The following is a 25,801-nucleotide window of genomic DNA, read 5'->3' on the forward strand; positions in this document are numbered from 1 at the left end:
CAGGTTATGAACGAGCAACGTTTAATACAGGAACAGCAGCAGCGCCTCATCCAGCAGCAGCGTCTCACCCAGCAGCAGATGATGCTGGTCAAGATGCTTGAGATGCCCGCTGCCGAAATGGCAGAGCACGTCAACACCGAGCTCAACGACAACCCCGCCCTCGAGCGTGTCGACGACGCCGACGACCTGACCCATAGCGACAACCAGCTCGACAACGACGACACCGCAGAGACCTTTGACGAGCAGAACGAGCGTCAGGAGCGCAAAGACGCCCTCGACAGCGCCCTCGAGCAGTTGGGCGACAACGACGACGAGGTCTCGCCCGCCGACGGATACCACCAGGGCACAGCCTCTGCCGAACCTGCACAGTACGAAGCCGACATCCCCTCGTTCTACGACCAACTCAAGGAGCAGATGATGGAGCTACAGCTCACCGATACCGAGCGCGCCATACTCGAATACCTCATCGGCTCGCTCGAGTCCGACGGACTGCTCCACAAGGATATCAGCACCATCTGCGACGAGCTCGCCATCTACAACAATATCGACGTTGCCGAGAGCGAGATTGAACGTATGCTCGCCATTCTGCAGACTTTCGACCCTGCTGGCGTAGGCGCACGCTCGCTGCAGGAGTGTCTGCTCATCCAGATCAACCGCCGCGAAGAGTCGCAGACCAAGCAGCTCATGCGGCGCGTCATCACACAGTACTACAGAGCCTTCACCCACAACCAGTGGGACAAGATACAGCAGAGTCTGCAACTCAGCGACGTCCAGGCCGAAGCCCTACGCGCCCAGTTGTCCAAGCTCAACCCCAAGCCCGGCGTGGCCTACGACGGCACTGCCAACGGCAAGTGGCAGCAGATAACCCCCGACATCATCGTCGAAACCTCTGACGACGGGCACATCAGCTTCACCTTTAACGACGGCGACATCCCGCAGCTCTGCGTGAGCCAGGAGTTTCTCGACATGGTCGATACCTACAAGCGCAACAAGGACGGACTCAACCGCAACGCCAAAGAGGCCATTCTCTTTGCCAAAGAGAAGATAGACAAGGCACGCGGATTTATCCGCGCAGTAGAGCAGCGGCGCCAGACGCTCACTCTGGTGACCCAAGCCATCATCGACTGGCAGCGACAGTATTTCCTCGACGGCGACGAGAGCGACCTGCGACCCATGATACTCAAGGATATCGCCACCGTCACCGGTCTCGATATCTCTACCGTCTCCCGCGTGGCCAACGCCAAGTACATGCAGACCCAGTGGGGCATCCACCCGCTCAAGTTCTTCTTCTCCGACGGCTATGTGGGCAGCAATGGCAAGAAGACATCCACCCGCCGGCTGCTCGTGGCGCTGCAGGAGCTCATCGACAAGGAAGACAAGCGCGCCCCGTTGAGCGACGACACACTGGCAGAGAAGATGAAGGAACTGGGATTTCCCGTGGCGCGGCGCACCATAGCCAAATACAGAGACCGACTGGGCATTCCCGTAGCACGACTTAGACGATGAACACGAAAAAGATAATCATTGCGGCGCGCGTGATGAGCGCCATCTTCACTCCTTTCTACCTTCCCATCGTGGGACTGGTAGCCCTGTTTGTTTTCAGTTATCTCGGGCTACTCCCCTGGGCATACAAACTGCTGGTACTGGGCATGGTCTATCTGTTTACCATTCTCGTGCCCACGCTGCTCATCCACCTCTACCACCGTTATCAGGGCTGGACGCCGCTGCAGATAGGCGTCAAGGAGCGCCGCATGGTGCCCTACGCCGTTTCCATCTTCTGCTACTTCGCCTGCTATTACCTCATGACGCGGCTGCGCATCCCCAGCTTTATGGCGCGCATCCTCATGGCGGCACTGCTCATCCAGATAGTGTGCGCCATCGTCAACGTGTGGTGGAAGATTTCCACCCATACCGCCGCCATCGGTGGCGTCACGGGAGCGCTCATGGCGTTCTCGATGCTCTTTGCCTTCAACCCCGTGTGGTGGCTCTGCTTCACCCTGCTCGTCTCGGGCATGGTGGGCTCCAGCCGCATCATCCTCCACCAGCACACCCTCGGACAGGTGCTTGCCGGCTATGGCATCGGACTGTTAATCGGCTTTATTGTTATCATCTGAACTGCATATCATAAACATACATATTATGAAACCAATCATTAGCATTATCATGGGCAGCACCAGCGACCTGCCCGTAATGGAGAAAGCCTGCAAGTGGCTCAACGACCATGAGATTCCCTTTGAGGTCAACGCGCTCTCGGCACATCGCACCCCCGACGCCGTAGAGGCATTCGCACGCGGAGCCAAGGAGCGGGGCATACGCGTCATCATCGCTGCAGCAGGCATGGCGGCAGCCCTGCCCGGAGTGATTGCCGCCTCGACCACTCTGCCCGTCATCGGAGTGCCCATCAAGGGCATGCTCGACGGACTCGATGCCATGCTGAGCATTATCCAGATGCCCCCAGGCATACCCGTGGCCACAGTAGGAGTCAATGCCGCACAGAACGCTGCCATACTTGCCGCCGAGATGATTGCTCTCAGCGACGAGCGCGTGGCACAGGTCGTGGCCGACTGGAAAGCCGGACTCGGCGCCAAGATAGAGAAGGCCAATAAGGAACTGGCAGAAATCAAGGACTATGAGTACAAGTGCAACTGATTTGTTCAACTACCGCCGACGCCAGTCGTCAGTGGTACACATAGGTTCCATCGACATGGGAGGCGACAACCCTATCCGCATCCAGTCGATGACCACCACCAACACCAATGACACCGCTTCCAGCGTAGCTCAGGCCGAGCGCATCATCGAGGCAGGCGGAGAGCTGGTGCGTCTTACCACACAAGGCTCGCGCGAAGCCGAGAACCTCAAGAACATCAATGCCGGCATACGCGCCGACGGCTACAAGACGCCGCTCGTGGCCGACATCCACTTCAACCCGCATGTAGCCGACGTCGCCGCGCTCTATGCCGAGAAGGTGCGCATCAACCCCGGCAACTACGTCGACCCGGCCCGCAAGTTTGTGCATCAGGAGTACACCGACGAGGAGTACGCCCAGGAGCTGCAGAAGATAGAAGACCGCTTCGTGCCCTTCCTCAACATCTGCCGGGAGCACCACACAGCCATACGCATCGGCGTCAACCACGGTTCGTTGAGCGACCGCATACGCAACCGCTACGGCGACACGCCCGAGGGTATCGTCGAGAGTTGTATGGAGTTCTTGCGCATCTGCAAGAGGGAGCACTTCGACGACGTGGTCATCTCCATCAAGGCGTCCAACACCGTGGTGATGGTCCAGTCTGTGCGACTGCTCGTGGCACAGCTCGACCGCGAAGACATGCACTACCCTCTCCACCTCGGAGTGACCGAGGCGGGTGAGGGCGAGGACGGCCGCATCAAGAGTGCCGTGGGCATCGGAGCCCTCCTTGCCGACGGCATCGGCGACACCATCCGCGTGTCGCTCTCCGAGGAGCCCGAGGCTGAGATACCCGTGGCCCGAGAGCTGGTCGACCACTTCACCGCCCGCGCCGGCCACCGCCTCATCCCCGCTGCCGAGGCTCCTGGCTTCGACTGGCTCCACCCGTCGCGCCGCACCACCGTGGCTGCTGCCAATGTCGGCGCCGCCCATGTGCCCGTGGTCATCACCAGCGTGGTGCCCCAGTCTGCCGACGCCGACCAGCGCCCCGACTACATCTACATCGGCAGCACCATGCCCGGGCAGGTAGACCCCGAGCAGATGTACATCGCCGACTTCAACGCCCTGCCCGCCCTGCGCGAGGCAGGTCTGGAGCGCGTCTGCCCCATATACCCCACCCAGGCCATGCCCTTCATCGGCATGGACACGAGCCGGGTCAAGTTTCTCGTGCTCCAGTATGGCACCCCCGCCGACGAGTATATCGCCTGCCTCAAGGCCCATCCCGAGGTGGTCGTCGTGGCTATGACCCACCATGCCAACCCCACCGGCGACCAGCGTGCGCTGGTGCATGAGATGATGGCCGCCGGAGTCACCAATCCTGTAGTCTTCGCCCAGATGTACCACACCGACGACAAGGCTGCCTTCCAGCTCGCCGCCGCTGCCGACATGGGCGCGCTCATGATTGACGGACTCACCGACGGACTCTGGCTCATGAACGAGGGCTCCATCGCCGCCGACGACATTGCCGCCACCGCCTTTGCCATACTCCAGGCTGCGCGTCTGCGCGTCAGCAAGACCGAGTATATCTCCTGCCCGGGCTGCGGGCGCACCCTCTACGACCTGCGCGCCACCATAGCCCGCATCAAGGAGGCCACCCGCGACATGAAGGGGCTCAAGATTGGCATCATGGGCTGCATCGTCAACGGACCCGGAGAGATGGCCGATGCCGACTACGGATATGTAGGAGCCGGCGTCAACCGCGTGTCGCTCTACCGACGCCAGGAGTGTGTCGAGAAAAACATACCCGAGGAGCAGGCTGTCGACCATCTGCTCGCTCTCATTCGCAAAGACCAACTTAACAACCAAAATCAAGAATAGCATGAAACGTCTGATCTGGGCCATCCTTCTGTTGATGGCCGTAGTCTCTGCCGACGCAGCCCGAGTGATCAAGGTGCTCGCCATCGGCAACAGCTTCTCCGAGGACGCCATTGAGCAGTACCTCTACGAGTTGGCTGCCGCCCAAGGCGACAGTCTGGTCATCGGCAACGCCTATATCGGCGGCTGCTCGATAGACCGCCACTGGAGCAACGCACAGACCGGAAAGCCCGAGTATCGTTACCGCAAGATTGTCGGAGGCAAGACCGTGACACGCCACCACGTGGCGCTCGACGACATCATCGCCGACGAACAGTGGGACATCATCTCGCTCCAGCAGGCCAGCCACTTCTCGGGGCTGCCCTACACCTACGCCAATCTGCAGCGGCTCAAGGACCACGTGCTCGCCATCTGCCCCAACAAGCAGGTCGAGATAGTATGGCACATGACCTGGGCCTACGCCAAAGACAGCCACCACCACGCATTCCGGTTCTACCGCAACGACCAGCAGTTGATGTACAACAACATCTGCCTTACCATGGCCGACCAGCTGCCTCGCGTGGGCATAAGCCGCATCATCCCTGTGGGCATGTCGGTGCAGAAGGCGCGCGGCAAGATGGGCGATGTGCTCTGCCGCGACGGCTTCCACCTCAACAAGGCTTATGGACGCTACACCGCAGCCTGCACCTGGTGCGAATTTCTTACCGGCCGCAAGGTGGTAGGCAACTCTTATCATCCTGAGAGCGTCGATGCCCAGACGGCTCTGCTCTGCCAGAAGATGGCTCATCAGGCTATGCGCGACATCAAGCGCTGATACCGACCATTTTACCTTTGGTTCCATAGGTGGAGACAGTGTCCCTGACAGCAGGGCCTGTTTCCACCGCTTTTTTATCCGCCACAGCCACCGCCGCGCCTGCCTTCCCTACCGCTGCAGAAAGAAACCCACACCTTATTATAATATATAGCCTCATCCGGCGTTATTATAGAAAGACAACATTTAGGATCATAACCCGTATGATGCAGCATCGCTCTCTGGTCCTCCGTCTGAGGACTCTTGTTGTACTCGTGGCACTCATGGCAGCCGCCCAAGCCTCTGCCCAGACCGTCCCCGACACCCTCGCCGCCACCCCGGCTCTTACCCTCACTGCCCCCGACTCCACCGCGCAGCCCATGCCACGCATAGACCGCCTCACCTCGACCCGACTCTACCAGATGACCTACATCGGAGTGCCCCTCGTGGCAGCCGGACTGCTGGTCAAGGGCCAGGATGCCCACTTCCGCGGACTGCGCCATGACTATCTGCCCGAGTATCGCAACCATGTAGACGACGGCATGCAGTTTCTGCCGGGTCTGGTGATGATAGGCCTCAAGACCGCCGGCGTAGAGAGCCGCAGTTCGTGGGGCCGCATGATAGCGTCGGGCGCACTCTCGGCGGTCATCATGGGCAGCGTGGTCGAGAGCATCAAACTCACGTCCAAGGTAGAGCGCCCCGACGGCAGCGACAACCACTCCTTCCCCTCGGGCCACACCGCCACAGCCTTCATGACCGCAACCATGCTCAGCAAGGAGTACGGCCATCTGAGCCCGTGGGTGGGCATCGGAGCCTACTCGGTGGCTACCACCACCGGACTCATGCGCGTGGTCAACAACAAGCACTGGCTGAGCGACGTCCTCACTGGCGCAGGCATCGGCATCATCTCTACCGAACTGGGCTACTGGGTGGCCGACCGCCTCTTCCGCGACCACGGCATCACCCACCACTCCACAGCCTATACCCTCGACATGATGCGACGCCCATCGTTCCTCGGCATCTACGTGGGCATGAACATACCGCTGAGCAAGTACGACATCGACGAGCAGCACGAGTTCCGCACCTCGGCAGGCTCGACCGCAGGCGTCGAGGGTGCCTACTTCTTCACACCCTATGTGGGCGTGGGCGGACGCGTCACCGTGACCAACACCCAGATTATCACCGACGGCAACGTGGCAGAAGACCACACCTTCGATGCCGTCTCGGGCTATGCCGGAGCCTACTTCTCGCTGCCCCTCACCCCGCGCTGGCAGATAGGCACCAAGGCGCTGGCGGGCTATGTACACTACCCGCGGCTCAGACTCAAGAGCATGAACATAGGCACCCGCGACAGCGCCACCTTCGGAACCGGCGTCTCAGCCACCTACCGCGCCACCGACCATTACAACGCCCGTTTCTTCGTCGACTACAACCTGCTGCCCTCCCACAGCCGCGGTTCGCGCGAGTGGATGAGCACCCTGGCAGCCGGACTGTCGTTTGCCGTAGCGCTCTGACCACCGTCACCACAGCCACAACGCCCTGTGCGACAACCCACGCGCCCTGCACGACAGCCCCAACGCCCTGCGCGACAGCCCCGGTACCCGTCGCCACAGCCCCAACGCCCGTCGCGACGCCACCAGCCCCATCCCCTGCACCGGCAACCGATGGGGCAAAAATTATTCGCAACTTTTTGCCCAAAGACGAGGGCAGTATCGTTTTTTCTTCTTATTTTTGCAAAAGAAGCCGATATGTTTTGTCTGCTCGGCACTATTAACCCTAAAGAAGAAAGGAAACTGCCCTATGATGAACCAACTTATAGACAGACTGCATGCCGACCACCTGTCGCTTGTCATCCTTCATGAGGGTCGCGTGGCGACCTATGAGGGTCACGGCGTGCGCACACTGTATCACATCCTTGACAATGAGCCCGAGCTGCTGCTCGACGCCAAAGTGGCAGTAGCCGCTGCCGGACACACCGCCGCCCAAGCCATGAAGGAGGGCGGAGTGGTAGAGGTCTATGCCGACTACATCAGCGAGCAGGCTTACGACACGCTCCACGCCGCCGGCATCAAGGTCACGGCGGTACACAAGGTGAGCCACCACGACTTTCTCAAGATATGGGAGCGTATGGGCGAGACGCTCGACGACAATCGCTGACCCGCCGCCACCACCCCCGCGCAGCCCGCAGCCACCCCCGCAAGTCTGCTGACCATCTCTGCAAGTCTGCTGACCACCTCTGCAAGTCTGCTGACCACCTCTGGCGAGCTGCTGATGACCCCTGTAAAGCTGCTGATGACCCCTGTAAAGCTGCTGATGACCTCTGCCGGTTCGTATCATAAGTCACGAGCCTACGTACCTTACGGCACGAGCCCGCGTATCATAAGTCACGAGCCCACGTATCTTCCGTTACGAGCCAGCCAAGTGACCCAGCGCGACCGCCAAGGGGGTCTCCAACCGGCTGCGGTTCATCGCCTTGGACAGGCGAGTGGTCACCCTGCCCGCCGCTGCCCATTCGGCGTCTCCCGGCCTCACCGTTGCAAGCAGCGGAGACACTGCCCACGGTGGGCAAAATGTAAGGAAAAATTAAAAAAACAGCCTCAAAATTTGGCTATTGCCAATTAATTTGGTAATTTTGCATCCCAGATTGTTCTATGGTGTAATGGTAGCACAACAGGTTTTGGTTCTGTTTGTGGTGGTTCGAATCCGCCTAGAACAACTTGCATGAAGCGTCGGATATCGTGAGATTCCGACGCTTCTGCCATTATAGACAGCGACGCCGCGCTACAAAGCGGAATTATGGTAATTTTCTCTGATTTCAGGGTATGACCTTCTGTGCCTATAGTGCGTAACTTTGCACCGTAGACCATCAACACGTTTTTTACAATTATGTACATAGAGAAGATAAAGTCGCCAGCCGACTTGAAACAGCTGGACCTGGAGGCCCTCAAGACCGTAGCCTCGGAAACCCGCGAAGCAGTATTGAACCGTGTGAGCAAGCACGGCGGACACATAGGCCCCAACCTCGGATTTGTCGAGGCCACCGTGGCGCTGCACTACGTGTTTGACGCACCCGCAGACAAGTTTGTCTTCGACGTGAGCCACCAGTGCTATCCCCACAAGGTGCTCACGGGCCGTGCCGCCGGATTCCTGGGCGACCTCGACGACATGAACGCCATCAGCGGCTACTCCTCGCCCACCGAGTGCCCCGAGTACGACAACTTCGAGGTGGGCCACACCTCTACATCCATCAGTCTGGCCACCGGACTGCAGAAGGCGCGCGACATACGTGGCTCCCACGAAAACATCATAGCCATCATCGGCGACGGGTCGCTCTCGGGCGGCGAAGCCTTTGAAGGCCTCGACGAAGCCTCCGAACTCGGCACCGGCATCATCATCGTGGTCAACGACAACGAGATGTCGATAGCCGAAAACCATGGTGGTATCTACAAGAACCTGCGTGCCCTGCGCGAGAGCCACGGCGAGTGCCAGCACAACTGGTTCAAGGCATGGGGCTTCGACTATCACTATCTGGAGGAAGGCAATGACGTGGAGCAGCTCATCAAGGTCTTTACCAGCGTCAAGGACACCGACCGCCCCACCGTGGTACACATACACACCGAGAAGGGTCACGGCTTCGCCCCCGCCGTCGAGAACAAGGAGGCATGGCACTGGGGCGCTCCCTTCAACCGTGAAGACGGAAGCCGGCCGGCTGCTCCCGCCGTGGAAACCTATGAAGCGCTCTTCAGCGACTGGATGCTGCGCGAGATGAAACGCGACAGCACGCTCATCGCCGTGACTGCGGGCACCCCGGCAGCAGGAGGCTTCACGCCCGAGAAGCGCCGCGAGGCCGGCAAGCAGCACATAGACATGGGCATAGCCGAAGAACAGGCTGCAGCGATGATTTCGGGCATGGCTAAGGGCGGTCTGCATCCCGTGTGGACGGTCTACAGCACCTTTATCCAGCGTACCTACGACCAGATAGCCCAAGACCTCTGCATCAACGCCAACCCCGCCGTCATCAATGTGATGGGCGGCGGCATAAGGTCGATGAACGACATCACCCACATCTGCCTCTTCGACATCCCGATGCTCTGCAGCATACCGGGGCTCATCTATCTCGCTCCCACCACCTGCGAGGAATACTTTGCCATGCTCGCCTGGGCCATCCGTCAGGACCGCAAGCCCATCGCCCTGCGTGTGCCCACAGGTGGAGTGGTGCATAGCGACGCTCCGGTCGATGAAGACTATGGCTACAGGGCATCGTACCGCGTGGCACATCGCGGCTCGACGGTGGCCATCATAGCCGCGGGCTCGTTCTACCAGAAGGGCGAGGCGGTGAGAGCGCTGCTGGCAGAGCAGGGCATCGACGCCACACTCGTCAACCCGCGCTACCTGAACGAGGTAGACGCCGAGACGCTCGACAGCCTGAAACCCGACCACCGGTTGGTGGTCACCCTCGAAGACGGATGCCGTGACGGCGGTTTCGGAGAGCGCATCGCCGCATACTACGGCACCTCAGACATGAAGGTGATGGTGGGCGGTGTAAAGAAAGGGCTCTACGACCGCTACGATGCGCAACAGCTCATGGCCGACAACCGTCTGCTCGACACGCAGATAGTGGAAGACATCGTCAGAGTGATAGGATAATGGAAGAGATAAGGTTCAGTACGGTTCAGGAGTTCAACGACCACTACGGCGTGCCGACTCTGCATCCGCTGGTGACGGTGGTGAGATTTAACCGCGAGGCGAAACTCGAAGAGCACATGTGTCACTACGGTCTCTACGCGCTCTTCCTGAAGGAGAACAAGGGCTGCCGGCTGTCCTACGGCCGTACGGAGTACGACTTCGACGAAATGACGGTGACCAGTTTTGCCCCCGGCCAGTCTATCCATGTGGAGCCCAACCCCGAGGTGCCCGTGCCCAAGTGGACAGCGTTGCTCTTCCACCCCGACCTGCTCAACCGCACTCAGCTCGGCAAGAATATCGGGCGCTACGAGTTCTTCGACTACACCAGCAACGAAGCCCTGCATCTCTCGTGTGGTGAAATAGAAATCTACAGGGGTGTCCTCGCGATGATACAGCACGAACTGGAGCGTGGCATCGACAAGCACTCGCGCGAACTGATAGTGAGCAATATCGAACTGCTGCTCAACTACTGTCTGCGCTTCTACGACCGCCAGTTTATCACCCGCGAGGAAATCAACCATACCGTGGTGAAGAAGTTCACCGACCTGCTGGACCGCTATATAGCCGACAAGGCACGACGGGAGGGGCTGCCCTCTGTGGCATACTTCGCCGACAAGTGCTGCTACTCGACCAAATACTTCGGCGAACTGGTCAAGACCGAGACCGGACGCACTGCCCGCGACTTCATCAACGACCGGCTGCTGCGTGCCGCCAAACAACTGCTCGCCGACGAGGAACTCAGCATCAGCCAGGTGAGCCAGGAACTGGGCTTTGAGTACCCCCAGCACTTCGTGAGGTTCTTCAAGTCGCAGACGGGCAAGACTCCGTCGGAATACCGACGGTCGGCATAAGCGCAGAGGACAACAGCCGGGCGACGGGTTAAACTATGTTAACGCCATCGACGTAACCGGCTCATACAGCCATTGGTAACCTTGGCGTAACCAGCCCACCTGGAGGTGCCTACTTGCATGACAACGAGACTGTTAGTAACTTTGCAGCATCAAAGATACAATAACAGTAATCATTCATCAAAACAAGTAGAATTATGGCAAATTACGCAATCAAGAACCTCAATGGTTGGAACAATGTAGAAGGCAAGATATTCCTGGGCGACGAACTCGGGCTGACCGGAGCCCAGTGCTCACTGCAGCGACTGGCTGCCGGAGAGGATGCACCCTTCTTCCATTCACACAAGACCCACGAAGAGCTCTATTTCATCATCTCGGGCGAAGGCGAATACGAGGTCGACGGCGAGAAGAACCATGTGGGCGAAGGCAGCATCATCCGCGTGTCGCCCGCAGGTGTAAGAGCCTTGCGCAACAACAGTGACAAAGACATGGTCATGATGTGCATCCAGTATGAAGCCAAGCCTATCACCAGCTTCATGGACGATGCCAACATCATCGATACGAAACAATAATATAATGGCAAACGAACAGGAAATCTTACAAGACACAAGAGACGCCCTATTCCCCGACTGCCCCATCCGCAACGTACTCGCGCGTGTGGGCGACAAGTGGTCACTCCTTGTGCTGTATACTCTACAGCACAAGGGGTCGTTGCGTTTTAAGCAACTACAGCGTCTGCTGCCCGACATCTCACAGAAATCGCTCACCCAGACGCTTCGCATACTCGAAGAAGACGGCTTCGTAAGCCGTAAAGTCTATGCCGAAGTGCCGCCGAGGGTAGAATACAGTCTCACGGAGCGCAGCATGTCGTTTCTGCCCGTGGTCAACAGCCTCATCGACTGGGCCAAGGAGAATATGGCTGACATCATCAGCGACCGGACTCGCCACAGAGAGGGCAAGGAGACAGCCATGGCATAATTTGAGAAAAATCTGGGCGTGCCGTTGACGATTGCGTATTTTTTTGCGTAATTTTGTAGCACATTACTTATAAACATAACCTGGTGGAAGGGCCGGGCGGCAAGGGCTGTGTCCATGCCTGCCACGGCAGCCATAAAGGAAGACAACGATGAAGGTATTACTAATCAACGGAAGCCCCCGCCGGGAGGGCAATACATACACCGCGCTGTGCGAGGTGGCCCGGCAACTGAAAGTGCAAGGCATCGAGAGCGAAATCGTATGGGTGGGCACACGCCCCGTACGCGGCTGCATAGCCTGTGGCAAGTGCAAGCAGCAGGGCGACAACCGTTGCATCTTCGACGACGATGTGACCAACGAGGTCATCGGCAAGATGGAGCAGTGTGACGCCATCATCGTGGGTTCGCCCGTGTATTGGGGCCAGCCCTCGGGCCAACTGCTGTGTCTGCAGCAGCGCATGCTCTATGCCGGAGGCGCCATGTTCAAGGACAAGCCTGCCGCCGCTGTGGTCTGCTGCCGTCGCGGCGGAGCCACCGCAGCCTACCAGACCATGCTAATGCCCTTCCAGATGTGCAACATGCTCATCGTGACATCGCAGTACTGGAATATCGCCTACGGACGCGATGCCGGCGAGTCGCAGATGGACATCGAGGGTATGCAGACCATGCGTACGCTGGCCAACAACATGGCTTGGCTGCTGAAGAAAATCAACGGCACCGACACCACCCTGCGCCCCGAACGCGAGGACTGGGAGCCGATGAGTTTTATCAGATAACCCACCAGACCTCACGCCATCCCCACGACTCTGCGAGGGGATGAAAGCGCCGTCATCACACATGAAGAAATACAGGATAAGGAAAGAATACCGCACACGGGTAAGGCTTACCTGTGGCGGATGCCTCACCATCACCATAGTCATCATCGCCGCCATCTGCCGATGCTCGTGCTCGTGCAGCAGCCACCATAAGGACGCCGACACGCTGGTAGACCGCAGATACAGGCTCAACGAGCATCTCACCAACGAGAATGCCGGCGGTGTCGAATTTGAAGAGATGGACTCGGTCATAGCCCGCTATCTGCGCCGATGGGAAATCAACGGTGCCCAGCTCGCCATCTCGCGCAACGACTCGCTCGTCTACGCCCGCGGGTTTGGCAAGGCCGACGAGGGAGTGGCCATGCAGCCCAGCCACATCATGCGCATGGCGTCGGTGTCGAAACTCGTCACCGCCGTGGGCATAATGAAACTGCGCGACATGGGCCGACTGCGCCTCAGCGACCACGTGTTCGGTCCCAAAGGCATACTCTCCGACACCGCCTATACCAACGTCATCCGCGACAAGCGCCACTTTGACATTACCGTCGAAGACCTGCTGCGCCACAAGGGCGGCTTCACCAACTACGCCGGTGACCCGATGTTCTCGACACGTTATATCATGATGCAGAACCGTCTGGCCACGCCTCCCGACCATCGCACGCTGCTCCGCATCGTGCTGCGCCGGCGTCTGGGCTTCACCCCCGGCACTGCCCGTCATTACAGCAATCTGGGCTATATGCTGCTCTCCGAGATTATAGCCCGCCGCTCGGGCATGAGTTATGAGCAGTTTATGCAGCGCCATGTGCTGGAGCCTGCGGGGTGTTATGACTTCCACATCGCGGGCAACTACTACAAGGACCGCCGTCCCAACGAGTGCCGATACTATATGCACCTGACCTGCGAGCCCACCTATGAATTCAACAACAGCGGGCGGCTGGTCGAGAAGTGCTACGGCGAGAACGACATCCCCCGCCTGGCGGGTGCGGGTGCCTGGTGCGGGTCGGCAGCCGAACTCTGCCGCCTTGTGGCAGCGATAGACGGCTGCAAGGTATTGCCCGACGTCATCAGCAGCAAGTCGGTGGCCGACATGACGCGCGAGATGCCCGACAACGACTACTCGCTGGGCTGGAACCGCACCCCGCGCAATCGTCCCTGGGTGCGCACGGGGTCGCTCGTGGGCACCAGTGCGCTTGTGCTGCGCTATCCCGACGGCGAATGTTGGGTCTTCATCACCAACACCAGTACCTGGAAGGGCCACGCCTTCTCCCACGACACCATGGCGCTCTTTGAGCGGCTGCGACAGAAGTACGGCCCCACCTTCCCGCGTCGCAATCTGTTTGAACCAAGAAAATAATATGAGAAAGAGAACCGCAAATATTGTGTGGTTCTCTTTTTTTTATTACATTTGCCACCATATATATAATATATAAGGTAAACACGGATGAAGGAGATACTCTTTATACGCCAGAACATCAAAGAATGGCAGCAGATAGAGGCTATGCTGGACCGGCTGACCATCGAGACGCCCGACGACATATCGGCGGCGTACATCCGCGTGACCTCAGACCTGGCATTTGCCCAGACCCACTACCCCACATCGCGTATTACCGGGTATCTCAACAATCTGGCGGTGGTGCTCCACAATGCTATCTACCGCAACAAGCGTGAGAAGCGCAAGCGAATCATCACATTCTGGACGCAGGAGGTGCCTCTGGTGATGTATGATGCACGCCGGCTGCTGGCATTGTCGGCTATAATATTCATCGTGAGCACAGCCATAGGCGTGGTGTCGCAGATGGCGGTGCCAGAGTTCTGCCGCTACATCCTGGGCGACAGCTATATGGACATGACGATAGCGAACATCAAGCGGGGAGAGCCCTTTGCCATCTACGCCTCTGGTTCCGAAAGTTCCATGTTTAGTACGATTACCGCCAACAATATCTATGTGGCGTTTGTCATCTATCTCGAAGGTATCTTTACCAGCTTTTTCACCGCCTTCCACTTGTTCAACAACGGCGTAATGTTTGGCTGCTTCGAGGCGTTCTTCGCCCAGAACGGGCTGTTGTGGAAGTCCATACTCACCGTGATGCTCCACGGCACGCTCGAGCTGTCTGCCATCATCGTGGCGGGCTCTGCCGGAATAGCCATGGGCAACGGCTGGCTCTTCCCCGGCACCTACAGCCGGATAGAGTCGTTTCGCCGGGGCGTCAAGCGAGGCTTGAAGATAGTGGTGGGCACGGTGCCCATCTTTGTGATAGCCGGATTTGTGGAGAGTTATATCACCCGCCACACACATATACCCGACGCGATAAGGCTGATGGTCATCCTGCTATCGGCGGCGTTTGTCGTCTTCTATTACATCATTTACCCACGCACATTGTTTAACAAATCAACAAATAAAGACTTATGAAACAATTCCAACGCCCACGTGTAGACCTCTATGCACGCCGTACATTCTCAGAGAACCTGTCTGCCACGTTCGACTTCGTGAGCGAGAACTTCCGCACCCTGTTCCGCTTCCTCACCGCGTTCATCCTGCCACTCTGCGCAGTGGGTGCATTGTGCTACATGTCTACCTTAGGACAAGTCATGAAGATGGAGGCGATGGGCGAAAGTGAATTGGGCATGCTCAGCAGCCTCGGTACCAATTATATGCTTACCATCCTCGTGTCGTTTCTGGCATCAGTAGTGCTCGCAGGTGTGGTCTACACGCTCATGCAGCAATACTGGGCTCGCCCCGACAGGCTCAAAGGGATCACCTATGCCGACATCAAGCCTACGGTGTGGCAGAACATCCGCAAGATGGTGAACCTCTATTTCCTGATAGCCGCCTTCTTCGTTTTATTGATAGTAGTTTTCGCTATAGTGGTGGGACTGGCGTCGACAGTCAGCACTCCCTGGATAGGCGTAGCCCTCGTGCTGGTTATAGCGATGGCAGTGGCGGTTGTACCTCTCTTCCTGTCTGGTCCAGCCTACATCCTGGGCGGTCAGACCGTAACGGGCGCCTTCAAGCAGGCCATGCGCTACGGTTACCGCGTACTGTTAGGACTGATAGGGCTCGTCATAATACTCTACCTCATCTGCTCGCTGGTAAGTACAGCCCTGAGTATGCCGTTCTACATACTCGCCATCATCCAGGCGATAGCGGGAGTAGACCAAGGGACCTCTTCCCTGCAGTTTACCTCGTCCTTCTGGTTTACCCTCATCAACTACCTCTCAGCCATCCTCGCCCTCTATGGCATGTTTGTGGGCTATGCGCTGCTCCATGTGGGTCTGGCGTTCTACTACGGTCATGCCGCCGAGAAGGTAGACGGCGTGTCGATGACCAAGACTGTCGACGAGTTTGAGAACCTCGGTGGCGAGGCTTCCACAAACCCATCGGCTGAGGACAAAGACACCGACGACGAGAGCGACAAGACAGATATCATCTGACGCATAACCCTCCATAATTCTACTGATGGCAACCCTTCCCATAGACACACTCGTAACCGACACGGCTATCATGGCGCGCTGGCGAGAAGACGGCAGCTACAACTATGGCAGCGAACTGCTGCAGAGCGATATATCGTTCTGGGAATGGCTGGGGAAGCAGTTGCAGGAGTATCTTTCACGATTTTTCTCGTGGGTGACACTCGCTGACAGCAACCAGGGGCTCTGGATTGTCATCGCCATAGTCATCGCGGTGGCCATCGCACTCTTCATCGTCATCAGACATCCCTCGCTCTTTGCCCGCAGCAACAAGGGCAGTGCCATAGACTACGAGGTGACCGAGGACAATATCTACGGCATCGACTTCGATGCCCTCATCCGCCGTGCCTTGGACCGCAACGACCATCGGGCTGCCGTCAGACTCGTCTATCTGCAGACTCTGCGGTGGCTGAATGACGCCCAACGCATAAAATGGCGCAAGTCCAAGGCGCCAATGCAGTATGCCCGCGAGGTGGGAACGGCCGATATGCGTCGTCTGGTCACGCTCTTTCTCAGGGTGCGTTATGGCGGCTACGACTGTGGTCGTGAGCAGGTAGACGAAGCCATGCGCTATCAGCGCGCCATCTGTCCCGCCGACTGCGAGGAAGGAGGTGAGGCATGAAAATCACCACGCGCTACATCGTGGGGATAGTCATCCTGGTCGTGGGTCTCTTCGCCATACTGCTCATCAGACCCTCGCGCTTCGTGTGGACACCCACCTTTGCCCACGAAGACAAGAACCCGTTAGGCTGCTTCGTCTTCGACAGCGTGATGGTGCAGACTATGCCTCGGGGGTATAAGGCTACGGGAGCCACGCTGCGCGAAACCGTAGCCGACAGCGGCAGTAACAATGTGCTGATAGTGGCCCGCGACGGCAAGCTCACCGATGCCAACATCACCGATATCAAGCGGCTGCTCAAGAGAGGCTCTACCGTAATGCTGGTGGGCGTAGACATCTACGAAGACAGCAACGCCGACAAGGCTTTTGGTCTCCAGTGCATTACCTACGCCAACTTCTTTTACAATGAAATAAAAAACAAGCTCGCCCATAACAGCGACGACCTCTATGACACCCTCCACTATCGGGCGGTCTACAAGGACGCCCATGGCACCAAACGCCACCGCCTTCCTCGTTGCATCGACTATCCCGATGCCGACTACCGCATATACAAAACGCTCCTCGCCGGTGTGGTCAATATCGATTCTGCAGCTGCAGTCCATCGCCGCTATTACATCCTGAGCCATTGCGTCAGCCCCTACTATGACGACGAGTACAAACCTGACAACGACTACAAGGCAGTTATGGTAGAGTATGGCAGAGGCCGTCTCGTCGTGGTGACAACGCCATTGCTGTTTACCAATTTCGGCATCATCTCTCCTTCCACCCAGCCCTATGTGATGCGCCTGATGAACACCCTCGCCGACAAGCCCGTGGTAAGACTCGACGCCTCGATGAAAGGCGGTGCAGTGATAGGCGCCGACGCCGACAAGCACAACGCCTCGCCGCTGTCCTACATCCTCTCGCAGCCACCGTTGCGCTGGGCTTATTACACGATAATCGCGGGCGCGCTGGTCTTTATCATCTTCACCGCCCGACGCCGTCAGCGCGTCATCCCCATCATCCCCGAAAAGAAGAACCATGACATGGAGTTTGTCAGACTTATCGGCAAACTCTACTATGAGCATCACGACAACTCCGACCTGGTACTCAAGAAGTTTGGCATGCTCGCCGACCAGGTCCGCAATCCCCTCGACATTGACCTCAATGACCGCCATAATCGGCAAGACCATGTGCGCGCTCTCAGCGATGCCTCCCACGTGTCTATCTATGACCTCGGCGCGCTCCTGGATGAACTCCACGCCATCCGCGATGACCAGCTCGCCATCCGCGATGACGATATGGTGCGTCTCATTGGTCAGATGAACCGTATCATCAAGAACCTATAACACAGAGATAAATATGGAAGAACTATCAACCATCCCCACACCCTGCACCACCAAGATACAGGCGCTGCGAGACAGCATTGCGCAAATCATAGTGGGCCAGACACAAGCCACCGACCTCTTGCTGACCAGCGTGATAGCCCGCGGACACGTGCTGATTGAGGGCGTGCCCGGCGTGGCCAAGACCCTGCTGGCCCGAGTCATGGCCCAGCTCATCGACGCCCGCTTCTCGCGCGTGCAGTTTACCCCCGACCTCATGCCGAGCGACGTGCTGGGTACCACGGTCTACAACATGAAGACCGGAGACTTCGACTTCCACCCCGGACCTGTCTTCGCCGACGTGGTGCTGGCCGACGAGATTAACCGAGCTCCCGCCAAGACCCAGGCAGCCCTCTTCGAGGTGATGGAGGAGCGGCAGGTGACCGTCGACGGTACGCCCCGCGCGATGAGCGATGTCTTTACCATCATCGCGACGCAGAACCCGGTGGAACAAGAGGGCACCTACAAGTTGCCGGAAGCCCAGTTGGACCGCTTTCTGATGAAGATAACGATGGACTATCCCACCACAGACGAAGAGGTGGAAATCCTGTTGCGCCACCAGGCGTCGGCAGCCTTCACGAGGGTAGACCGGCTCGAGCCGCTGCTCACCCCCGCCGACCTCGCCACGCTGCGCGACGCCGCCCAGCAGGTGCGCGTCGAAGCCTCGCTGCTGCGCTACATCGCCGAGATTGTGGACACACCCCGCCACAGCAAAGCCGTCTATCTGGGAGCCTCGCCGCGTGCAGCCGTGGCTATCCTGTCGTCGGCCAAAGCCTACGCCCTCTTGCAGGAGCGCGACTTTGTCACCCCCGACGATATCAAGACCGTGGCGCCCTTTGTGATGCACCACCGCCTGTTGCTCACCGCCGAAGCCGAGATGCAGGGCTACACTCCCCTTCAGGTCGCCCAGCGATTGATAGACAAGGTCGAAGTACCGCAATAACCATCGACAGCATGTTTCTTACCTCCCGCTTTTACCTGATGCTTGGCGTGGTGGTCATGGTGACCGCCATGGGCTACGTGTGGCTGCCCCTCTACAGTCTGGGGCGGCTGCTCACACTGGCACTGGTGCTGGCGGTACTGGCCGAGACTGCGGCTCTGTGGCTCTGGAGGGCCATCAGCGCCGAGCGAACCTGCGCCGAGCGCTTCTCCAACGGCGACGACAACGAGGTAGACATCCACATCGCCAGCCGTTATCCCTTCGGCGTGGCGCTGACGGTGACCGACGAGATACCCTTTGTCTTCCAGCGTCGCGACGTGGCGTTTGCCCTCAAGGTGGCAGCCCATGGCGGAGCCACCGTCACCTACAGACTGCGGCCCGTGGAGCGTGGCGTCTACGGGTTTGGCCTTATCCGCGTCTTTGCCACCACGATGCTCGGGCTGGTGCAGCGCCGCTACAGTTGTGGCAACCCCACCGACGTCAAGGTCTACCCCTCCTACCTGCAGTTGCGCCAGTACGAACTGCTTGCCATCAGCAACCGGCTGCGCGATATGGGCATCAAGCGCATACGCCGTGCGGGCAACAATACAGAGTTTGAGCAGATTAAGGACTATGTCGCCGGCGACGAGTTCCGTACCATCAACTGGAAGGCATCGGCCCGCCGCCATCAGCTCATGGTCAATGTCTATCAGGCCGAGCGCTCCCAGCAGGTGATGAGCCTCATCGACAAGGGCAGAGTGATGCAGCTCTCCTTCCGGGGCATGACCCTGCTCGACTATGCCATCAATGCATCGCTGGTGCTGTCCTATGTGGCAATACACCGTGAAGACCGCGCCGGACTCATCGCCTTCAACGAGCGTATGGACACCCTTCTGCCGCCCTCCAACCGCCTCTCGCAGATGGAGCGCATCCAGGAGAGCCTCTATGCCGTACATACCGACTTCGGAGAGACCGACTACTCTGCCCTGGTCGAGGGCGTCGAGAAGCACCTTACCAAGCGCTCGCTGCTCATCCTCTATACCAACTTCAGCAACGCCCAGAGCCTCGACCGCCAGCTGCCCTACCTCTGCCAGTTGGCACGTCGGCACCGACTGCTGGTGGTCTACTTCGAGAACAACGAGCTCCACGAATACCTCGCCACCACACCCCGGAGCGTGGAAGACCACTATACCCATGTCGTGGCCGAACAGATGGAGCGCGAGCAGCTGGTCATCATGACCCGACTCAACCGCCACGGCATACTCGGTCTGCGCACCACCCCCGAGCGGCTCTCGGTCGATGTTATCAATAAGTATCTGGAAATCAAACACAACAACTGGTGACATGAAGACCTCGGATATCATTACCTCTCAGTTCGTGAGCCTCACGCAGACTCCCGCCGGTGTCGCCGAAAGGCTGGTGGCGCGCATCATAGACTACATCGTCATCGGCGTGTATTTCTTTGCGCTCTGGACCGCCTTCGACAAGTACAATTGGTTGCTTGACCCGCTTGGCCTCGGCGACTCTCTGTTCAGAGTGTTATACATCCTGCTGCTCCTATCGCCCATCCTCTTCTATTCGGTCATCTGCGAGTTCTTTCTGGACGGCCGCACCTTAGGCAAGATGATCATGAAGACGCGGGTGGTGATGGTCGACGGCTCGGCGCCCACCTTGGGAGCCATCCTGCTGCGCTGGCTGTTTCTGCTCATAGACGTCTACCTCATGAACATAGGCATCATCGCCATCATCTGCACCCGCCGCAACCAGCGGTTTGGCGACCTGGCGGCGGGAACCATGGTGATACGCACCCCGCGTACCGACCAGATGCACTTCACGCTCTCCGAGTTCTCCTATGCCCGCTCCGACTACAAGCCCCTTTACCCCGAGGTGCAGCAGTTGTCCTTGGGACAGATAGACGTGGTCAACCACATACTCAACGACCAGGTGGTCTACAGCGACGAGCAGGTAGAGCAGCTCGCAACCAAGATAGAGCGCATGCTCGACATCAAGCGCGAGCCCGGGATGGACGCCACCGACCTGCTGCGCACCGTCGCCCACGACTATCAGCACTTCGCCCTCCAGGTGATTTAGGCTGGCGCGGCAGAGGGCGTCATGCCCCTATATATATATAATAAGGTGTAGCCCCGCGCCACCGTCATGGCCCTCGGGGCATCTATAGAAAACGAGAGTATCCATATCCGCTCGAGTGCAGCAGATATGGATACTCTCGTTATCGTTTATGGCAGACGGTGCCTACAGCAGTTCCTTGAGCCGACGCATGCCCTCAGACGCCCCGTAGGGCAGATGGGTCACGCGGCTCATGTCTGTGTTCACCCCGTTGGGGTCTATCAGATAGATAGGAGCATGGGCAGGCGCATAGTAGAGCAGTCCGGCGGCAGGATAGACATTGAGCGAGGTGCCGATGACCACCACAATGTCTGCCTGACTCATCGCCTCGGCAGCCGGCTCAATCATAGGCACGCTCTCACCGAAGAACACGATGAAGGGACGCAGCAGACTGCCGTCGCCGGCGAGTGTGCCGGGCTTCACCACAGCATGGTCGGCATCGAGGGTCTCTATGTAAGCCTCGTTGTAAGGGTCGCGGCTCGAGCATACCTTAGCCAGTTCGCCGTGGAGATGGATGACATGGCTCGAGCCCGCACGCTCGTGCAGGTCGTCGACGTTCTGGGTAACCACCGTGACGTCGTAATCGTGCTCCAGACTGCTGATGATGCGGTGGCCCTCATTGGGCTGCGCCGAATAGAGTTTCTGTCTGAGCATATTATAGAAATTGGTGACGAGCGTAGGGTCGGCTTCCCATCCTTCGTGCGACGCCACCTGCTCTACGGGGTAATTCTCCCAGAGACCATCGTTGCCGCGAAAGGTCTTGAAACCGCTCTCCACCGACATGCCGGCACCGGTAAGAAACACTATCTTCTTCATTGCTCTATAGGTCTGCGTCACGGCAGAGCGCCGCGACTTATTTGTTGTCTTTATCCTTGGCCTTGTCCTTGATACCCACCAGCTGGAGGCTGAATATCAGGGTCGAGTTGCCCTTGATGGGGCCGTTGGCATGGGCACCGTAAGCCAGTCCGGCGGGGATGTAGAGTTCCCACTCGCTGCCTACAGGCATCATGCACAGCGCCTCGGTCCATCCCTTGATGACCTGGTTCACACCCAGTTCGACGGTCGACGGATTGCGCTTGTAGCTGCTGTCAAAGACGGTGCCGTCGATGAGCTTGCCTTCATACTTCACCTCTACCTTGTCGTCCTTGGTGGGAATGGCACCTGTGCCCTGCTTCACGACCTTGTACTGCAGACCCGAGGCGGTGGTCTTCACGCCTTCGCGGGTCTTGTTGTCGGCGAGCCACTTCTCGTTGGCAGTCTTGTACTGCGCCTCGGCAGCCTCGCGGTCGGCGCGCACGCGCGCTTCAAAGTAGTTGAAGGCGGCATGACCAGCCATCAGCGTGGTGTCGCCGGCGAGGGCGTCGCGGAAACCGGCTGCGAGCAGGTCGAGGTTGATGCTGTCCTTAGAGGCGGCAAACTCGTCCTGCAGGGTGGGCACGATGCGGGCAAAGAGCATACGCGCCAGCTGGCAGCCGGCGTTGTAGGCACGATACTGCGGGTCGCTCTGTCGCGAGGCGGCATAGTCGAAACCTGTGAGCACGTCGTGCATATAGGCGGTGTCTACCTGATACTCCTGCTGCAGATATCTCTCCAGCCCCTGGGTCACATAGCGTCCGGCGGCATAACTCAGCGAGTCGGCGGCGGTGTTTAGGGTACGCACTACAGCCACGGCGGCGGGCTTGGCCTCCTTCTTTTTCTTCTTGTCGGCCAGGGCTAAATTAAAAGTAGCACCCGCCATGACGACGAGTGCTAACAATATAAGTCTTTTCATGAGTGTCGTGATTACTTCTCAATGCTCAGCAACTCAATCTTGAAAATCAGGGCAGAGAAGGGCTTGATGGGGCCAGACTCCTGGTCGGCGTAAGCCAGGTTCTGGGGAATGTAAACCTCCCATACCGAACCTACAGGCATGTGGGTGAGAGCCTCGGTCCAACCCTTGATAACCTGGTTGGCACGGAACTTGGCAGGCTGCTTGCGCTGATAAGAAGAGTCGAATACCTTGCCGTCGATGGTCTTGCCCTCATACTGCACGTTGACCATGCTGGTGTCCTTGGGCAGAGGACCGTTACCTTCCTTGATGACCTTGTACTGTACACCTGAAGGCAGACATACCACGCCAGCCTTCTTCTTGTTCTCAGCCATAAACTTTTCGCCAGCCTCCTTGTTGGGAGCATACTCCTTCATCAGGCGCTTGCTGCGAACGATGGGCATCAGGGTCTGAACCTTTACCTGAGCCTCCATGTCGGTGAAGAGGGTCTTCTGACCGGCGGTAGAAGCGATGAAACCGGCGAGGAAGTTCTTCAGAGAGATGCTCTTGGTAGAGTCTTCGCCATACACTTCGTGGTTGATGCCCTTAATCATGTTGTTGGCAACCTGCTGACCGATTTGGATACCGGCATAGTAGGCAGCCTTGGCCTTGTCGTCGCCAGCGTTGGCACCGTCGTTAAGACCACGGAAGAACTCGTCCATATAGGTTGTGTCCATACCCATACGGCCTACGAGATAGTCCTTCAGACCCTGAGACTGGAGCATACCCATGGCATAGGTCAGGGTGTCCACATCGTTCTTCAGGTTTGCTTTTGGAGCAGAGTTGCCGCAACCGGTAAAGGCAACGGCCATGATAGCCAGAACGGCTACAATTGAAAACTTTTTCATTCTTATAAGAGATTTGATTTTGATTGTTCTTTTGAGATTAGAGCACGTCAATGAGCTCTACATCGAAGACGAGTGCCGAGAAGGGAGGGATGGACTGGCCGGCACCGCGCTCGCCATAACCCAGATTGTAGGGGATGAAGAAGCGATACTTGGCGCCTTCCTTCATGAGCTGCACACCCTCGGTCCAGCCTGCGATAACCTGGTTGAGACCGAATACGGCAGGCTCGCCGCGCTGTACAGAACTGTCGAACATGGTACCGTCGATGAGCATACCCTCATAGTGGCAGCGCACCTGGTCGGTAGCCTTGGGCTGACGGCCGTTACCCTCTTTGAGCACCTGGTACTGCAGACCCGAAGGCAGAGTGACCACACCCTCCTTGGCAGCATTGGCCTTGAGATAGGCTTCACCCTTGGTCTTGTTCTCCTTGAAGCGCTCGGCGGCAGCGGCACGCTGCTTCTTCTCCTGCTCGTCAAAGAAATTGCGCACGATGGTCTGCGCCTCCGCGTCAGAGAGTTTCACCTCACCACCTGCAAGCACGTCCTTGATGGCCTGTGCAAAATCATCGATATTCAGGTCTTTGGCTCCCATGTCGGTGAGCTGGCGGCCTATGCCGAGACCTAAAGCATAACTTACTTTATCCATTTATTGTATAGTCTTTAGTATAATCTCGTGCAAAGTTAACAAAAAAATGTTTAGTGTCAGCCGAATTGTCGTTATTTTTTGTTTACAATACCTTATTATATATAAGGCCCCACGGCGCGACCACCGTGGGCGGTGGCGCTGTGGGGTCGAAAATGATGCCATCCGGCAGGGCCATCGCCACGCATAGAGCCGTGGCGATGGCGTGGGCGGGCTCGTAACATACGATACGTGGACACGTGACTTATGATACGAGGGCTCGTGCCTTCCGATACGTGGGCTCGTGACTTATGTTACGAGCCGCCAATGGTGGTCACGACGGTGGCATCGGCAAACTTTTTGGGCGGCAGATGCGGTCATTGTGAGGATGTTTTCGTAAATTTGCAGTCGTATATATACTTGTATTCTATGGACAACCTACTTGCACGGCGTCTGCGCCGATGGGGATGGGGCACAGGCATAGCCACCGTAGTCATCGTGGTGGTGCTGGCACTTGCCGGCGCCTATATGCTCGACTACTCGCTCTTCCCCAAGATGCGCCACGGTCACAATCTGCCCTGGCGACTGGACAATATCATCAGCGAGAGTCCGCAGTTGCGGCCCTGGGCTGACAGTCTGAAACACAGTCATGCGCTGCACGACACCGTGGTACTGATGCCCACGGGCGAGCGCCACCATGCCACCTACATCAACGCCAGCGAGCCCAGCCGCAGGGTGGCGGTGCTCGTTCACGGCTATCGCGACAACGGCATGGGCATGATGCACGTGGCGTCGATATACCACCACATGGGCTACAACATACTGCTGCCCGACCTCCATGCCCACGGCAAGAGCGAGGGCGAAGGCGTGCAGATGGGATGGAAAGACCGGCTCGACGTGATGCGCTGGATGGCGGTGGCCGACAGCCTCTGGGGCGGCACCGAGGGCACGGCGATGGTGCTCCACGGCATCTCGATGGGCGCCGCCACGGTGATGTGTGTCTCTGGCGAGCGTCTGCCCGACTATGTCAAGTGCTTCGTCGAAGACTGTGGCTATACCAGCGTGTGGGACGAGTTCGAGCACGAGCTCGCCAGCCAGTTCCACCTGCCTGCCTTCCCGCTGCTCTATACCACCAGTCTGCAGTGCAAGCTGCGCTACGGCTGGTCGTTTGGCGAGGCATCTCCGCTGCGCCAGGTGGCGCGCTGCCACAAGCCCATGCTCTTCATCCACGGCGACCGCGACACCTATGTGCCCTTTGCCATGATGCAGCGGCTCTACGACGCCAAGCCCGAACCCAAGCAGATGTGGATAGCGCGGGGCTCTATACACGCCATGAGTTTCCGCGACCATCCTCAGGAGTATGCCAGGAGGGTAAGACTCTTCGTAGACCAGTACATACGCTGACCGGCGGCGCCACGG

At 58.2% G+C, this 25,801-nt stretch carries 25 protein-coding genes and 1 tRNA gene; 22 read left to right on the plus strand and 4 right to left on the minus strand.

All coding sequences use genetic code 11. The features are described from left to right. The first annotated feature begins 6 nt into the window (after positions 1 to 6). From rpoN to CIK95_RS02570, 21 genes are all read left to right on the plus strand, one after another. Positions 7 to 1,506 (plus strand): RNA polymerase factor sigma-54, encoded by a 1,500-nt coding sequence (rpoN, locus tag CIK95_RS02470; protein WP_094466168.1) that lies wholly within the window; start codon positions 7 to 9, stop codon positions 1,504 to 1,506. After that, positions 1,503 to 2,114: a phosphatase PAP2 family protein gene (locus CIK95_RS02475; RefSeq protein WP_022310468.1), complete on the plus strand. Its 612-nt coding sequence runs from the start codon at positions 1,503 to 1,505 to the stop codon at positions 2,112 to 2,114. The genes rpoN and CIK95_RS02475 overlap by 4 nt, the downstream gene beginning before the upstream one ends. A gap of 25 nt (positions 2,115 to 2,139) precedes the next feature. Beyond that, a complete protein-coding gene (gene purE / locus CIK95_RS02480; protein ID WP_094386775.1) occupies positions 2,140 to 2,649 on the plus strand; it encodes a 5-(carboxyamino)imidazole ribonucleotide mutase in 510 nt (169 codons plus the stop codon). Continuing rightward, a complete protein-coding gene (locus CIK95_RS02485) occupies positions 2,630 to 4,501 on the plus strand; it encodes a 4-hydroxy-3-methylbut-2-en-1-yl diphosphate synthase (protein WP_094466169.1) in 1,872 nt (623 codons plus the stop codon). Before purE ends, CIK95_RS02485 begins: the two co-directional genes overlap by 20 nt. Position 4,502: 1 nt before the next feature. Further along, positions 4,503 to 5,312 carry a DUF4886 domain-containing protein gene (locus CIK95_RS02490; RefSeq protein ID WP_094466170.1) on the plus strand — a complete coding sequence of 270 codons (810 nt, stop codon included), beginning with the start codon at positions 4,503 to 4,505 and terminating at the stop codon, positions 5,310 to 5,312. Between the two features lie 200 nt (positions 5,313 to 5,512). Beyond that, the gene (locus tag CIK95_RS02495; RefSeq protein WP_254046397.1) at positions 5,513 to 6,802 is read left to right on the plus strand and encodes a phosphatase PAP2 family protein; all 1,290 of its coding nucleotides are present in this window, start codon (positions 5,513 to 5,515) and stop codon (positions 6,800 to 6,802) included. A gap of 286 nt (positions 6,803 to 7,088) precedes the next feature. Then, positions 7,089 to 7,445 (plus strand): DUF1893 domain-containing protein, encoded by a 357-nt coding sequence (locus tag CIK95_RS02500; RefSeq protein WP_094466171.1) that lies wholly within the window; start codon positions 7,089 to 7,091, stop codon positions 7,443 to 7,445. Positions 7,446 to 7,933: 488 nt separating this feature from the next. Continuing rightward, a tRNA-Gln gene (locus tag CIK95_RS02505) sits at positions 7,934 to 8,004 on the plus strand. A 170-nt stretch (positions 8,005 to 8,174) separates the two neighbouring features. Beyond that, on the plus strand, positions 8,175 to 9,935 hold the full coding sequence (locus CIK95_RS02510; RefSeq protein WP_094389004.1) for a 1-deoxy-D-xylulose-5-phosphate synthase: 1,761 nt from the start codon (positions 8,175 to 8,177) through the stop codon (positions 9,933 to 9,935). Next, positions 9,935 to 10,825, plus strand: a complete 891-nt coding sequence (locus CIK95_RS02515) for an AraC family transcriptional regulator (protein ID WP_094389003.1) — start codon at positions 9,935 to 9,937, stop codon at positions 10,823 to 10,825. The genes CIK95_RS02510 and CIK95_RS02515 overlap by 1 nt, the downstream gene beginning before the upstream one ends. Before the next feature lie 194 nt (positions 10,826 to 11,019). After that, a complete protein-coding gene (locus CIK95_RS02520) occupies positions 11,020 to 11,394 on the plus strand; it encodes a cupin domain-containing protein (protein ID WP_094466172.1) in 375 nt (124 codons plus the stop codon). Between the two features lie 4 nt (positions 11,395 to 11,398). Then, positions 11,399 to 11,800 (plus strand): helix-turn-helix domain-containing protein, encoded by a 402-nt coding sequence (locus CIK95_RS02525; RefSeq protein ID WP_094466173.1) that lies wholly within the window; start codon positions 11,399 to 11,401, stop codon positions 11,798 to 11,800. Between the two features lie 148 nt (positions 11,801 to 11,948). Then, a complete protein-coding gene (locus tag CIK95_RS02530) occupies positions 11,949 to 12,572 on the plus strand; it encodes a flavodoxin family protein (RefSeq protein WP_094466174.1) in 624 nt (207 codons plus the stop codon). 61 nt (positions 12,573 to 12,633) lie between these two features. Next, positions 12,634 to 13,965: a serine hydrolase gene (locus CIK95_RS02535; protein WP_254046398.1), complete on the plus strand. Its 1,332-nt coding sequence runs from the start codon at positions 12,634 to 12,636 to the stop codon at positions 13,963 to 13,965. An 87-nt stretch (positions 13,966 to 14,052) separates the two neighbouring features. Further along, positions 14,053 to 15,021, plus strand: a complete 969-nt coding sequence (locus CIK95_RS02540) for a stage II sporulation protein M (RefSeq protein ID WP_094466175.1) — start codon at positions 14,053 to 14,055, stop codon at positions 15,019 to 15,021. Next, positions 15,018 to 16,043 (plus strand): hypothetical protein, encoded by a 1,026-nt coding sequence (locus CIK95_RS02545; RefSeq protein WP_094389000.1) that lies wholly within the window; start codon positions 15,018 to 15,020, stop codon positions 16,041 to 16,043. Before CIK95_RS02540 ends, CIK95_RS02545 begins: the two co-directional genes overlap by 4 nt. Positions 16,044 to 16,068: 25 nt before the next feature. After that, positions 16,069 to 16,701, plus strand: coding sequence for a DUF4129 domain-containing protein (locus tag CIK95_RS02550; protein ID WP_094388999.1), 633 nt, complete (start codon positions 16,069 to 16,071; stop codon positions 16,699 to 16,701). After that, positions 16,698 to 18,026 carry a DUF4350 domain-containing protein gene (locus tag CIK95_RS02555; RefSeq protein WP_094388998.1) on the plus strand — a complete coding sequence of 443 codons (1,329 nt, stop codon included), beginning with the start codon at positions 16,698 to 16,700 and terminating at the stop codon, positions 18,024 to 18,026. The genes CIK95_RS02550 and CIK95_RS02555 overlap by 4 nt, the downstream gene beginning before the upstream one ends. A 13-nt stretch (positions 18,027 to 18,039) precedes the next feature. Continuing rightward, positions 18,040 to 19,005: a MoxR family ATPase gene (locus CIK95_RS02560; protein WP_094466176.1), complete on the plus strand. Its 966-nt coding sequence runs from the start codon at positions 18,040 to 18,042 to the stop codon at positions 19,003 to 19,005. A gap of 11 nt (positions 19,006 to 19,016) precedes the next feature. Further along, the gene (locus CIK95_RS02565) at positions 19,017 to 20,324 is read left to right on the plus strand and encodes a DUF58 domain-containing protein (RefSeq protein ID WP_094388996.1); all 1,308 of its coding nucleotides are present in this window, start codon (positions 19,017 to 19,019) and stop codon (positions 20,322 to 20,324) included. 1 nt (position 20,325) lies between these two features. Next, positions 20,326 to 21,072 carry an RDD family protein gene (locus CIK95_RS02570; RefSeq protein ID WP_158215064.1) on the plus strand — a complete coding sequence of 249 codons (747 nt, stop codon included), beginning with the start codon at positions 20,326 to 20,328 and terminating at the stop codon, positions 21,070 to 21,072. 162 nt (positions 21,073 to 21,234) lie between these two features. Here the strand turns inward: CIK95_RS02570 and CIK95_RS02575 are convergent, their stop codons facing one another. Genes CIK95_RS02575 through CIK95_RS02590 form a run of 4 tightly spaced genes read right to left on the minus strand, consistent with a single transcriptional unit; the run spans position 21,235 to position 24,406 of the window. Further along, positions 21,235 to 21,924, minus strand: a complete 690-nt coding sequence (locus CIK95_RS02575) for an NAD-dependent deacylase (RefSeq protein ID WP_094386790.1) — start codon at positions 21,922 to 21,924, stop codon at positions 21,235 to 21,237. Positions 21,925 to 21,961: 37 nt separating this feature from the next. Then, positions 21,962 to 22,879 carry an FKBP-type peptidyl-prolyl cis-trans isomerase gene (locus CIK95_RS02580; protein ID WP_094466177.1) on the minus strand — a complete coding sequence of 306 codons (918 nt, stop codon included), beginning with the start codon at positions 22,877 to 22,879 and terminating at the stop codon, positions 21,962 to 21,964. Positions 22,880 to 22,890: 11 nt separating this feature from the next. Next, a complete protein-coding gene (locus CIK95_RS02585; protein ID WP_022310489.1) occupies positions 22,891 to 23,763 on the minus strand; it encodes an FKBP-type peptidyl-prolyl cis-trans isomerase in 873 nt (290 codons plus the stop codon). A gap of 37 nt (positions 23,764 to 23,800) precedes the next feature. Next, positions 23,801 to 24,406 (minus strand): FKBP-type peptidyl-prolyl cis-trans isomerase, encoded by a 606-nt coding sequence (locus CIK95_RS02590; RefSeq protein WP_022310490.1) that lies wholly within the window; start codon positions 24,404 to 24,406, stop codon positions 23,801 to 23,803. Positions 24,407 to 24,811: 405 nt separating this feature from the next. Here CIK95_RS02590 and CIK95_RS02595 point away from each other — a divergent pair, with 405 nt between their 5' ends. Next, positions 24,812 to 25,786 carry an alpha/beta hydrolase gene (locus CIK95_RS02595; protein ID WP_173849858.1) on the plus strand — a complete coding sequence of 325 codons (975 nt, stop codon included), beginning with the start codon at positions 24,812 to 24,814 and terminating at the stop codon, positions 25,784 to 25,786. Positions 25,787 to 25,801 lie beyond the last annotated feature (15 nt).

This window comes from Prevotella sp. P5-108, from assembly GCF_002251385.1.
GTDB lineage: Bacteria > Bacteroidota > Bacteroidia > Bacteroidales > Bacteroidaceae > Prevotella.